Below are 11,479 nucleotides of genomic sequence, written 5' to 3' on the forward strand. Positions count from 1 at the left end.
TGTGACCAGGAGCCGCTCAAGATGCAGACAAATGGCAATTCCCCTCGTAGAGACTAAAAGGCCTTTATCGTCTCTTCTAGTCACTCCGACGAAGGGATGCAGATGTTCGACTTCAATCTCTTGCTGAACGAGCTGGACAAACCTCGGCTACGGCAGCCGCTGCCGGAATTCCTGCCCTCGAACCGCGGGGTCCAAGCTCGGGTGATTGCCGAAGACGAGCTGAACAAGATGCACCGGGAGTTCTTCGTCGAGCTCAAACGCCAGATCGACTTCCTCGGCGGACACGGCATCGACATCGGGTGGCTCTACGACTGGGCGGCAAAGTACACCTGGAGCTGGCTCGCACGGGACATGAGTCGCAACGACGAGATCTACACCCAGGACCTGCGTTACGTGGACCCGACGACGTTCGGCCGGACGATCGTCGGACAAGAGGAATTCGTCAAGTACAACTTCGCCTTCCTCGATGCGATCTCGGACTGGCGATACGACCCGTTCCCTGATCAGTTCTACATCGACGTCACAGCCGACGGTGAAACACGCCTGGTGATCCGCTACATGGGCAGCGGATACTTCGACGGGACGCTGCGGCTCTACCCGTACGACGACACAGCGCCGGCGCTGACCGGAGCGGGGAACTTCGTGCAGGCCTGCGCGGTCGACCGCTATCACTTCAGCCCCGACGGTTTAATGTGCTTCGGCGAGACTCTCTGGGACTTCATGGACATGGCGCAGTCAGCGGGCATAGCCCCGCGCGATGACAGCTGGCAGTTCAAGGCGCTGATGCAGGCTGCCCGCCTGCCCGCACTCGGCAACCGGCTGCGGCGCAGAGTCCCGTTCCTATGACCGCCGCGCCCACAGACCCCTATGCGGATCGCATCATCGACGCCGCCTATGCCCTGCTGAGCCGTCACGGTCTCCGTCGGACGACGATCTCCGACGTCGTCCGCGAGTCAGGGGTGTCACGCGCGACATTATTCCGGCGGTTTCCCAGCAGGAGTGACCTTTTCAGCGCATTGATGTCGCGCGAGGTGACGGCGTTCCTCAGCGACCTCGAGCAACGTCTCGACGAGATCGCCGATCCCGTGGACCGCCTTGTCGAGACGTTCGTGCGGTTCTGCGAGGTCGCACCGCTGAACCCGGTCCTGCGCCGCCTGGTTGAGTCGGATCCAGATACCGTGCTGCCTCACCTCACGACCAATGCGGAGCCGATCCTCGCTTTCGGTCGCCAGTTCATGATGAGGGAGCTGACGAGGCTGACCGACTTTGGGTACCGGTTGACGGCGTCGCCGGAGGTGTGCACGGACCTGATCACCCGGATCTCGCACTCATATCTGCTGCTGCCGCCCGCTCTTCCGGAGCTTGTAGACCACGATCTAGCGCGCAAGCTGTTCCGCGCCACCATCATTCGCATGGTTATTGCCGACTGAGCGACACCGGTCGCGGCCCTTGTCCCCGGGTCACCGAAATGTCTTCGCGAGGTAACGGAGCAGGGCCTCGCTGTCCACCCCAGGCTGCGAGTGTCCCAGGTACCCATCGGGGCGAATGACGAACACGGACTGATTCACCGCGCCATACGCGGCGGCGACGGCCCCCTCCACGTCCCGAAGCACGGGCAGGAGGGAGCTGAGCACAACCGCGTCTGCTGCGACGACGAGATACGTGTCCAGCTCGCCATGGGCGGCGGTGCGGGCAAGCGCCGCAAGGCTTTCCGCCGCGCGGAGGTCGTCGGGTCCGGTGCGGTCCCCGGTGTAGATCATCATTGTGTGCCGCAGCCTGTCGAGCAGGGAGAACAGTCGGATCGGGGAGGTGACGGCGTCACGCCGGATTCCGGTGGCATCGGGTGCGCGCACGCCCGGACGCAGTAGGGTTCCCTCTTCGGCGGTGTCGCCGAGGATGGCGCTGTCGGCATATTCGATCAGCAGCTGCGCCTCGCGGCGGATGATGTGGTCTGGGTCGTCCGAATCCGCCCCGATGCCCTCCCGAGCAGCTCGCACCGTGCGGCCCACGACCTCCTCACCCACCGGACGACGCTCGGCGTCGTAGCTCGGCAGCAAACCGTCGGCGGCTTGGCCTTTCACGGCGAGCGCCAGCTTCCACGCCAGGTTGTGCGCGTCCTGGATGCCGGTGTTCATCCCTTGTGCTCCGGTCGGCGGGTGAATATGCGCGGCGTCTCCGGCGACGAACACCCGATCGCGTCCATAGCTGTCGACGATGCGGTGGCTGATCCGGAAGACGGAGGACCAGCGCAGGTTTCGCGCGGTGGTCGGCTCGGGCGACAACCGATCGAGGACGGCCTGAATATGGGAGAGTTCGGGTTGGCGGGTGCCCTCGAACCCGTGCTGAATCTGGTCGGTGCCAGGCTCCGGCGCGCCCGAGAGGTCGTCGGGCACCAGCATCGACATCCGGTAACGGCCGCGGCCGGGGAGCGGAATGCAGACCAGCGCGTCATCCGTCACGCCATCCACCTGGTGCATCGATCTGATGCCGTACCCAATCGGCTGAGACCAGTCGACCTCGACATCGCCGAGCAGGTATTGCTCGGCGAACGCCGCTCCGTCAAACGACAATCCGAGCGTCTTGCGGGTGATGCTGTGGGCTCCGTCGCAGCCGACGAGATATTGCGCGTCAACGACGACTTCTTCGCCGTCGAGGCTGGTCAGCATGGCGCGCACCCCGTTGGCATCCTGTTCAAACGAGGCCAGCGCGCTGCCTCGCTCGACTTGCACATCCATCGAGGCGAGCCTGTCTCGCAGGATTCTCTCGGTCTCGTACTGCGGAATAGCAATGAAACTGAATGGCACATCGCCCGGCGCGGCAAAGTCCATCTGGGCGACCCGCGCACCATTGACGTAGACGATCTGACCGCGCATCTGGATCGCCGCGTCCAGCACCTTTCGCAGCACGCCTATCCCCTCGAACAGCTCAAGGGTGCGCGGCTGCACGCCCACCGCCTTGGCATACTGCGGTGGCTGCAGCAAGGGGTCGACGACGCGAACCTGAACGCCGCGGCGGCGCAACTCAATCGCCGCCGTCAAGCCGACCGGACCGCCGCCAGCGATAAGTACATCCGTACTGGCCATGTGCGCACCACCAATCGCTGGCTGTTGCCGCTACAGAAGCATTATGCGCCGTCGACAGGGCAGCGGCGGGATTTTGGCCGATGCCGGTTGAGGACCCCGGCCCTCTATCAGTGCGCGACGGGGCACTTCCCGGCGCTGCCCTGCCCCGTGAAGTCCACCTCGAACTCCTTGATGCCGTTCAGCCATCCCGAGCGCAGCCGCTGCGGATCTCCCAGCTTCGTGATGTCGGGGAGATGGTCGGCGATCGCGTTGAAGATCAAGTCGATCTCCAAGCGGGCGAGATTCACGCCAACGCAATAGTGCGCCCCGGTCCCGCCAAACCCCAAGTGCGGGTTGGGGTCGCGGGTGATGTCGAAGGCCATCGGGTTCTCGAAGACGTCCTCGTCGAAATTCGCCGACGCGTAGAACATCGCCACCCGGTCGCCCTTCTTGATCGCCTGCCCGCCGAGTGTGGCGTCGGATAACGCGGTCCGCTGGAACGCGTTGACCGGGGTGGCCCAGCGGACGATCTCGTCAGCTGTCGTGCTCGGGCGCTCCCGCTTATATAGCTCCCACTGCTCCGGGTGGTCGAGGAACGCGACCATGCCGTGGGTGATGGCGTTGCGGGTGGTCTCGTTGCCCGCCACGGCCAGGAGCATCACGAAGAAGCCGAAGTCCTCCGGGCTGAGCTCGTGGCCGTCGACGTCGGCCTCCAGCAGGTGGGTCAGGATGTCGTCCGCCGGGCACGCCTTGCGTTCCTCGGCCATCTGGTACGCGTATCCCAGGATCTCCATGGAGGCCACCTGCGGGTCGCCCTCGTAGTCGGGGTCGTCATAGCCGGTCATCTGGTTGGACCAGTCGAACACCTTGGCGCGATCCGCCTGGGGGATGCCGATGAGCTCGGCGATCGCCTGCAGCGGCAGTTCGCAGGCGACCTGCGTGACGAAGTCCCCGGCCCCGGTGGTCAGAGCCTCGGTGACGATCTTCTCCGCCCGCGCGGACAGCGCCCCCCGCAGGCTGCCAATCGCGCGGGGGGTGAAGCCGCGCGCGATGAGCTTGCGGAGCTTGGTGTGCTCCGGCGGGTCCTTGAACAGGAGGATGTGCCGCTGCAGCTCGATGGCCTCGCGCTCGATGTCGTCTTGGAATCGGACGATCGCGGTGTTCTCCCACGTGGAGTACACCTCGCTGTTGCGGGAGACCTCCATAATGTCGGCGTGGCGGGTGACCACCCAATACCCATCGTCGTGGTATCCGCCGACGTCGGGCGATTGCGGGCACCACCAGACCGGCGCGGCGGCGCGCAGCTCCGCGAACTCCGCGTGCGGCACGTGGGTCGCGTAGATGTCGGGGTCGGTCGGGTCGAAACCCGTGGGAATGTTTGGCGTGGGCACGATGATCTCCTCCTGGACAGGCCTTTGACCTCAGCCTGGCAGTGGAGCCCCGCCGCCCGCTTGGCCTAGATGTCCAAGCCCGCAGGTCGGGTTTGTCCGTCCGGCACAGTGCCAGCATCGTCCTGGCCGAAGGTGTCGAGGCAGTCCAGCGCCAGCTCCAGGTGTAGCGCTCGCTCGCTGATCCGCCGTCCGAGCCGGTCCTCGATCTGCTGCATCCGGTAGCGCACGGTGTTCTTGTGCACGGCGAGGAGCCGGCTCGCGGCCTCGAAATTGCCGTGACTCACCAGCACCGCGCGGAGGGTCTCCCGGAGCCGCTCGGACAGCTCGTCGGCCTCCAGCAGCCCGCCCAGTTCCCGCTCGATCAGGGTGCCCATCGCGTCCGGCTGCGCGGCGAGCATGGAGACGAGCTCCACCTCCTTATAGCTGGTCACCGGCTGGTTTCGCCGCGCGCGCGCCGCGATCTCCTGCGCCGCCTGTGCCTCCCGGTGAGTCCGCCGAAACCCGTCAATGCCCGAACCCGGCCGGCCGATCGCCACGCGCACGCCCGCCGGCACGACGTCGGGATCGACCACAGGCTCGGCATCGGGGGCGGGGGCGATCATCCACGCCCAGAGCCCGCGGGAGCCCGACGGCACACACAGGATCTCCGTACAAGACGCTGAGCGTGCCAACCGGGTCGCCAACGACTCCAGGGACCCGGTCCCGGCGTGCGAGTAGTCGTCTGCCGCGACTTCCGATTCGGTCCACAAGACCATCGCGACATGGGACCGGTGGAGCGGGTAGCCCAACTGCGCGGAGGCCTCGTCGGCACTGGTGTGAGTGCCGTCGAGGATGGCGCGGACCATGTTCACGCGCATCGAGAACGCGCCGCTGAGCAGCTGCTCGCGCTCCAGCGTGTAGGTGGCGGCGAGGTCCTCGAGCATCGTGTTCATGACCTCGCTGGTCTGCTCCCACATCATGACCACGAGCTGGACCTTGAAGTCCGCGGGCACGTCCGCGTCGCGGACGAAATCCGTGACGAACCGCCACACGGCTTTATGGCCGGCGTGGTAAAGCTGGGAGAGAATGCGCAGTTCCAGGCCCCGTCGCGCGATAGTCCGGGCCAGCGAGTGCGCCTCCTCCACCACCGGCACGGTCCACCGGTGCGAGCTGTCCGGCGAGGCCACGAGCACCTGGCGGAACTGGCTGCGCACCGCCAGCTGAAGGTCGCGCTGGATGTCCGTGTCGGCGGCGAGCTCCGGGATGTCCGCACCCATCGACTGCGCGATGCTGTCGATGAACGCCTCGAGGTCTGCGCGGGAGAGCGACTCGGTGACATAGTCGTTCATCCACTGTGCGGCCTGCGCCGTGTTTGGTGCGTTCATGCCACTCCTCGGACTACGCCGTCGCGCCGAATCGCCCGTCGCCTGGGCTGTCCCGGCTCTCATCTGATTGTGCCCTGGATTCGGGCATGGGCCGCGGGTCGACCGCGCCGCAGACGCCCAGATCATGGCGGTCTCCGGCAGCTACGTCGTCAGTTCAGTAGATGGCTTGAGTCTCCCAGCGTGTGCACGGTCCGGTTGTGGAAGTAGGCGTCCTCCCGGAGCACCGTAATGCTGCCGGGGCCGGCGCGGAAGGACGCGTATGCGCAGGCGGAGATCGGTAGTCCTTGCCAGGCGGCGATGACCCAGCTCAGAGAGCCGCCATGCGTCACAATAATTCGATGCGTCGCGCTATCGGCCGTGATGCGATCGACCGCGCGGTACACACGCGAGACCCATTCCAGCTTCGTCTCCGCGCCCTCGATTCCCTCGTCGTGGGCCATGCGCTCCCCAACCCGGGGCGGCGGCACAAAACGCGCGTCAAGCCATTTCTGAGGGCGTCCGCCCGCCACGCCGTAGGACTTCTCCCTCAGGTCCGGCACACGGATCGGCTCGACACCGAATCGGTCCGCGATAGGGCGAGCGGTCTGGGCGGCGCGCTTGAGATCCGAGGTGTGCAACACCGGAACAGTAGTGGGCGGAATCAGCTCATGCAGCCGTACCGCGATCGCATCAGCGTCCCGACGCCCTTGGTCGGTGAGCTCGGAGTCATACCAGCCGCCGACCAGACCGTCGATGTGGTGAGTCGCCTCAGGATGCGTAATGACGTAAACGCATTTCATGCACTCAATCTGCCACACAACCCGAAGAGTCTCCCCTCGCCGTGCTCGCGCGGTGGACAGCGCATCGCCCGGTGAAAAGATGGGTTTCCGGCTGGCGACATATGCCGTGTGCATCGATGACGGGTGGATACTTCTGACTCGCCATGTTCCGGAGGGCGGAGAGGGCAACTGGACGTTCCTCGGAGGCGGGGTCGAGCATGCGGAGGACCCATTCGACGCCGTCACCCGGGAGCTCGCTGAGGAGACCGGCTGCGTTGGACTGGTCGGGTGCCTGCTCCAGCACTGAGTGGCGGCGGCGCCGATCAGAGCGGCCAGCGGAAGGCCGCATCATGTGCGATGGTCGAGATCATGACGCCGACGTCGACGCGGCTCTTACGGCTGCTCTCACTCCTGCAATCGCGCCCCCAATGGACGGGCACGGAACTTGCCGAGCGACTCGACGTCAGCGGCCGGACCGTCCGCCATGACATGGCGCGCCTGCGCGAGATGGGTTACGCGATCGACGGCGTCCAGGGCAGCGGCGGCGGCTATCGGCTCATGGACGGGGGTTCTGCGCTGCCGCCGCTCATGCTCGACGCGGATGAGGCGATCGCCATCGCGATCGGACTGCGCACCGGGGTCAACTGCATCATCGGGGGGATGGAGGAGACTGCCCTGCAGGCGCTCACCAAGGTCGAGCGGGCGCTGCCGGCCCGGCACCGACAGCAGGTCCGGAACCTCGGGCACTACACCGTCCCGCTCCCCGGCTCCCAGCCTGTGCCCGTGGTGGACCCCGCGCTGCTCACACTCATCACGAACGCCTGCAGCACCCGACAGCGCATCCGGTTCGAGTACGATCGCGAGCCGGATTGGCCGCTGACCAGCGACGATGATACAGCTTACCGGGTCTTGCCCCCGTCGGGGCGAGCAACCCAGCACGACGTCGAACCGTACCTGCTCATCAACCGCCATCATCACTGGCTCCTGCTCGGCTTCTGCCGCCGCGAGGAGGATTGGCAGATCTATCTGGTCAGCGGGCTGCGGCCCCGCACCCCGCCGTGGGGCCCCCGCTTCACACCTCGTCCCCTCTCGGAGGCCGATCTGCAGGCGTACGTCACCCGCCGACTGCCGGGCGCGATGTGGGAGCAGCTCGCCACCGTCACCTTCGAGGCGCCCGCGGACCAGATCCGCGCTCGACTCGCCTCCGCCGAGGGCATTGTCGAGGAGATCGACGACCGGTCGTGCTCGGCCCTCCTCGGCGGCGAATCACTGAACGCCATCGCAGTCCTGCTCGCCCGCCTCGACGTCGATTTCACCATCGAGGACCCGCCCGAGCTCGCCGAGCACGCCTCCCTGCTCGCGGAGCGGCTGCTCCGCCGAGGAACTGGCCAACATCCTTAAAACTAGGAACACGCCTGACCTAATCGGCGGTTACGCTGACCTTTCCATCGACCAAACCACAGGAGGACACATGGTCTCAACAGACATTATGAGAGGTATCGGCGAGTGGCTCGCGGACGGCATGCTCCGCGGCGACCCCTTCGCCCTTGCCTCGGTGGCAGTGCTGGTGCCGATCGGGGCGATTCTCGGCTCCACCGTCCTGTGACCGCAATGAACCCACAATCGCAGTGGCGCCGGCGAATCCACTCGAGGACCTGATTCGCGAGATCATGGAGGTGTTCTCGTGATGTGAACTTGTCCGAGCCAGCCCTGGCGGTCGCCGCGGATCCCTAGCGGACAATCATGGCCTGGCCTCGAACCCAGTCCAAGGGCAACTCCACTGCAACACGGCCGCAGCCCCTTAGAGTCGTGCCATGCCGTCTCGAGTCGTCTCCTTGCGCAGGTATCCGGTCAAATCGATGGGCGGTGAAGATCTCGACCGGGTCGATCTAGATCAGCGCGGGCTGGTGGGTGATCGCTGGTTCGCCGTCGAGGACGAGGACGGTCGTCTCGCCTCCGGCAAGAACTCCCGCCGGTTCCGCCGGCACGACGGCATCTTCGACTACCGCGCGGCCACCACCGCGGACGGGGTTGTGGTCAGCCGCCCGGGCCAGCAGTGGATCGCCGGAGAGCAGGAGTTGGACGCCGAGCTGAGCAGCGCGTTCGGCCAAGCGGTTCGGGTGCTGCCGGAACTCGAGGTGCCGCATCAGGACGCTGGGGCGGTGTCCCTGATCAGCACCGGGACCTTGCGCTGGTGCGCCGAGCACCTCGGGGTCGACGCCGATCCCCGGCGGCTGCGGGTCAACATCGTGATCTCCTCGGACGAGCCGTTCATCGAGGAATCCTGGATTGGGCAGACGGTGACAATCGGGGACTGCGCGCTGCGCGTGGCCTCCCGGATTCCGCGGTGCCGGATGATCGACATCGCTCAGGACGGCGCCGTGCCCCGGCACCGTCTACTCAAGCCGATCACGGAGCAGCGGGAGGCGAACTTGGCGGTCTACGCCGACGTCGCCACACCGGGTCGGGTGTCCGTCGGCGACACCATCGCCGTCATCTAGCTTCGCGATTCCCGACCACCGCAGGGGCAGCTGGCCCATGGGGTCAGGCTCATCGGCCGGGGGTCGTGAAGTCGGTACCGGTCAACTGCGCCGTCTTGGCCCAGAGCTCGGCCGCGAGCTGCAGCTGCGAGGACAGCGTGACGACGCGGTCGGCAAGGTACGGCAGCAGCAGGTTGGTCAGCGCGAACGGGCCAAAGTAATTCGTCGCCATCTGCAGCTCGAAGCCGCCCTCTGTCCGCGAAAGCGGCACCTGCATGATCTCGGCGTTGTTGAACCAAAACGTCGAGCGGCCCGGTCCACTCCTCCGCGAACTCTCGCACCGATGCCAGGCTCGACACATCCAGCCGGCGCACCTCTGTGTGCCCCGCGATGCCGCGGGCGACCGCAGCCCCCTTGGCCTCGTTGCGCACCGCCAGCACCACCCGGGCGCCGACCCGCGCCAACTCCCGCGCGGTGATCAGGCCCAGACCGTCCGTTGCGCCGGTCACCACAATCGTCTTTCCGGTCAGATCCGGCAGATCGGCCGCAGTCCACTTCGTCGCCATCTCGGCTCCCGTCCACGCCGCCCCGGGCCGGTTCCGGACCCACATTCCACGTTAGGCCGAGAACGGCAAACTCCGCGACGCCTCCCTGTGGCAGCTCAGTCGTTTGCGGCCTTGAGTTGGGGATAGAGCGCCTCGATCGGCGCCGCGAGCCCGGCCTTGACCTGTACGGACATCTCGTCGGCGAGGACCTCGTGCTCGCCGGCCTCGACCGCGTCGAACACCATGCGCACAAGGTCCGCGGGCTGGGTCTTGGGGTCGGTGGTGTGTGCGGCCATCGGGGTGTCGACCCAGCCGACGTGCACGCCGACCACGTGGACACCCTGGGGCGCGAGCTCGAGGCGCAGGGAGTTTGTCGCCGACCACAAGGCGGCCTTGGTGGCGCTGTAGATACCGGCAATGGCATACCAGCTCAGCAGCGAGTGGATATCAATGATGACCGACTCGTCCTTGGCGGCGAGGATCGGCGCGAACGCACGGGCGAGGAAGAGCGGGCCGAGAAAGTTTGTCTCGACGTTGGCGCGGATCTCCTCGTCGGTATGGGTGAGGATGCCCGAACTTGAGGTGGAGGTGCCGGCGTTGTTGATGAGCACCGTCACGTCGCCGGCCGCCTTCGCCGCCGCGTGGATCGACGCGGGGTCGGTGACATCGAGGCGGAGGGGGACGATGCGCTCGTCGTCCCAGGCACGGGGGTTGCGTGCGGTGGCGTAGACCTTCACCGCGCCGCGGGCGAGGGCTTCCTGGACGAAATGGGTTCCGATGCCGCCGTTCGCTCCCGTGACGAGGACGACGGATCCGTTGAGTGCAGGCATGTCAGGCTCCTTCAGAGACCAGTGTCAGCACGGTCTTGCCCGGACCGGACTTGGTGGACTGTGCGATGCCGGCCTGGGTGAGAGGGTAGGTCGCGGAGATGGTGGGGATGAGCCGTCCAGCAGCGGCCAGGTCTGCCAGTGCGGTCATGCCCAGGCGATCGGCTTCGACGAATATCCCGGCCAGGCGGATCCCCCGCGTGCGCGCGTCGTCTGCGATGGCCGCGAGAGTCGGAGGCAGTGTTGAGATCAGGATCCCGCCGGGTTTGAGCACGTCCAGAGCCTTGGCCGGGGAATCGCCGCCGACGGTCTCCAGGACCACGTCCAGGTTGTCGACGACCCGATGGAAGTCCGTGGTGGTGTAGTCGATCACCTCGTCTGCGCCCAGCGCGCGAACGAAGTCGGTGTTGGCGGTCGAGGCCACGCCGATGACATGCGCGCCGCGGTCCTTGGCGATCTGCACAGCGAAGTGGCCGACGCCACCGGAGGCGCCATTGATCAGCACCCGGCTGCCTTCGCCGATCCGGGCGGTGTCCACCAGCGCTTGCCAGGCGGTCAGTCCTGACAGGGGCACTGCCGCGGCGTGAATGTGGTCGAGTCGATCCGGCTTCGGCACGAAGGCGCGGGCCGGGCCGACAGCGTACTGCGCATGGGCGCCGTGGCCGTGCGGGAAGGGCAACATGCCGAACACCGCGTCACCGGGCTGATAGATCGTCACCCCTGGACCTATGGCCTCGACGGTGCCCGAGACGTCCCAGCCGAGCACGAACGGCGGCTTGCCGACGAACATGCCGGTCTGCCGATTCATCCCGTCGACGGGATTCACGCTCGCGGCATGCACCCGGACGAGGATCTCGCCCAGGCCGGGTTCGGGAACCGCGACGGTGACGGACTTGAGGACCTCGGGCCCACCAAGTTCATCCTGGCTGATGGCCTGCATCGTGTCATTCATGCCTACTCCTTACTCGGAACACACGGCAGGGTCACGTCAAAGTCGCGTTTCCGCTGGAGAGAACTAGTTTTATCGCGTCTTGAAGGCAGTGCTGATAGTG

Annotated in this window: 12 protein-coding genes and 1 pseudogene; 6 read left to right on the plus strand and 7 right to left on the minus strand. The window is 66.3% G+C overall.

The annotated features are described in order from the left end of the window. The first annotated feature begins 102 nt into the window (after positions 1-102). Positions 103-846 carry a nuclear transport factor 2 family protein gene (locus tag TBIF_RS06450; RefSeq protein WP_024794025.1) on the plus strand — a complete coding sequence of 248 codons (744 nt, stop codon included), beginning with the start codon at positions 103-105 and terminating at the stop codon, positions 844-846. Beyond that, positions 843-1,430 carry a TetR/AcrR family transcriptional regulator gene (locus TBIF_RS06455; protein WP_024794026.1) on the plus strand — a complete coding sequence of 196 codons (588 nt, stop codon included), beginning with the start codon at positions 843-845 and terminating at the stop codon, positions 1,428-1,430. The genes TBIF_RS06450 and TBIF_RS06455 overlap by 4 nt, the downstream gene beginning before the upstream one ends. Before the next feature lie 30 nt (positions 1,431-1,460). On the opposite strand, the gene TBIF_RS06460 is transcribed toward TBIF_RS06455, so the two are convergent. From TBIF_RS06460 to TBIF_RS06475, 4 genes are all read right to left on the minus strand, one after another. Further along, the gene (locus tag TBIF_RS06460; RefSeq protein WP_024794027.1) at positions 1,461-3,083 is read right to left on the minus strand and encodes an FAD-dependent monooxygenase; all 1,623 of its coding nucleotides are present in this window, start codon (positions 3,081-3,083) and stop codon (positions 1,461-1,463) included. Positions 3,084-3,190: 107 nt separating this feature from the next. Then, entirely contained in the window at positions 3,191-4,453 is a 1,263-nt protein-coding gene (locus TBIF_RS06465) for a cytochrome P450 (protein WP_024794028.1), read from the minus strand. Positions 4,454-4,518: 65 nt separating this feature from the next. Further along, positions 4,519-5,817, minus strand: coding sequence for a PucR family transcriptional regulator (locus TBIF_RS06470; RefSeq protein ID WP_024794029.1), 1,299 nt, complete (start codon positions 5,815-5,817; stop codon positions 4,519-4,521). Positions 5,818-5,966: 149 nt separating this feature from the next. Beyond that, positions 5,967-6,596 carry a histidine phosphatase family protein gene (locus TBIF_RS06475; RefSeq protein ID WP_024794030.1) on the minus strand — a complete coding sequence of 210 codons (630 nt, stop codon included), beginning with the start codon at positions 6,594-6,596 and terminating at the stop codon, positions 5,967-5,969. Between the two features lie 79 nt (positions 6,597-6,675). Here TBIF_RS06475 and TBIF_RS23040 point away from each other — a divergent pair, with 79 nt between their 5' ends. The 4 genes from TBIF_RS23040 to TBIF_RS06495 all read left to right on the plus strand — a co-directional run bounded on the left by TBIF_RS23040 (position 6,676) and on the right by TBIF_RS06495 (position 9,076). Continuing rightward, positions 6,676-6,882: an NUDIX hydrolase gene (locus TBIF_RS23040; RefSeq protein ID WP_051461381.1), complete on the plus strand. Its 207-nt coding sequence runs from the start codon at positions 6,676-6,678 to the stop codon at positions 6,880-6,882. Continuing rightward, positions 6,864-7,976 (plus strand): helix-turn-helix transcriptional regulator, encoded by a 1,113-nt coding sequence (locus TBIF_RS06485; RefSeq protein WP_148302180.1) that lies wholly within the window; start codon positions 6,864-6,866, stop codon positions 7,974-7,976. The genes TBIF_RS23040 and TBIF_RS06485 overlap by 19 nt, the downstream gene beginning before the upstream one ends. A gap of 70 nt (positions 7,977-8,046) precedes the next feature. After that, the gene (locus TBIF_RS26435; protein ID WP_268746897.1) at positions 8,047-8,181 is read left to right on the plus strand and encodes a hypothetical protein; all 135 of its coding nucleotides are present in this window, start codon (positions 8,047-8,049) and stop codon (positions 8,179-8,181) included. A 208-nt stretch (positions 8,182-8,389) separates the two neighbouring features. After that, positions 8,390-9,076: an MOSC domain-containing protein gene (locus TBIF_RS06495; RefSeq protein ID WP_024794032.1), complete on the plus strand. Its 687-nt coding sequence runs from the start codon at positions 8,390-8,392 to the stop codon at positions 9,074-9,076. A 121-nt stretch (positions 9,077-9,197) separates the two neighbouring features. Here TBIF_RS06495 and TBIF_RS24835 read toward each other — a convergent pair. The 3 genes and pseudogenes from TBIF_RS24835 to TBIF_RS06510 all read right to left on the minus strand — a co-directional run. After that, positions 9,198-9,621 (minus strand): annotated as a pseudogene (locus TBIF_RS24835) (SDR family NAD(P)-dependent oxidoreductase); the annotation flags it as partial. 95 nt (positions 9,622-9,716) lie between these two features. After that, on the minus strand, positions 9,717-10,430 hold the full coding sequence (locus TBIF_RS06505) for an SDR family oxidoreductase (RefSeq protein WP_024794034.1): 714 nt from the start codon (positions 10,428-10,430) through the stop codon (positions 9,717-9,719). A 1-nt stretch (position 10,431) separates the two neighbouring features. Continuing rightward, positions 10,432-11,379, minus strand: coding sequence for an NADP-dependent oxidoreductase (locus tag TBIF_RS06510; RefSeq protein ID WP_038170055.1), 948 nt, complete (start codon positions 11,377-11,379; stop codon positions 10,432-10,434). Positions 11,380-11,479: the final 100 nt, after the last annotated feature.

This window comes from Tomitella biformata AHU 1821, assembly GCF_000524475.1.
Classification (GTDB): domain Bacteria; phylum Actinomycetota; class Actinomycetes; order Mycobacteriales; family Mycobacteriaceae; genus Tomitella; species Tomitella biformata.

Coding starts and splice junctions, on each gene's coding strand:
- TBIF_RS06450 (WP_024794025.1), top strand. CDS start 103: ATGTTCGACTTCAATCTCTTGCTGAACGAGCTGGACAAACCTCGGCTA.
- TBIF_RS06455 (WP_024794026.1), top strand. CDS start 843: ATGACCGCCGCGCCCACAGACCCCTATGCGGATCGCATCATCGACGCC.
- TBIF_RS06505 (WP_024794034.1), bottom strand. CDS start 10,430: ATGCCTGCACTCAACGGATCCGTCGTCCTCGTCACGGGAGCGAACGGC.
- TBIF_RS06475 (WP_024794030.1), bottom strand. CDS start 6,596: ATGAAATGCGTTTACGTCATTACGCATCCTGAGGCGACTCACCACATC.
- TBIF_RS06470 (WP_024794029.1), bottom strand. CDS start 5,817: ATGAACGCACCAAACACGGCGCAGGCCGCACAGTGGATGAACGACTAT.
- TBIF_RS06460 (WP_024794027.1), bottom strand. CDS start 3,083: ATGGCCAGTACGGATGTACTTATCGCTGGCGGCGGTCCGGTCGGCTTG.
- TBIF_RS06495 (WP_024794032.1), top strand. CDS start 8,390: ATGCCGTCTCGAGTCGTCTCCTTGCGCAGGTATCCGGTCAAATCGATG.
- TBIF_RS23040 (WP_051461381.1), top strand. CDS start 6,676: ATGGGTTTCCGGCTGGCGACATATGCCGTGTGCATCGATGACGGGTGG.
- TBIF_RS26435 (WP_268746897.1), top strand. CDS start 8,047: ATGGTCTCAACAGACATTATGAGAGGTATCGGCGAGTGGCTCGCGGAC.
- TBIF_RS06510 (WP_038170055.1), bottom strand. CDS start 11,379: ATGAATGACACGATGCAGGCCATCAGCCAGGATGAACTTGGTGGGCCC.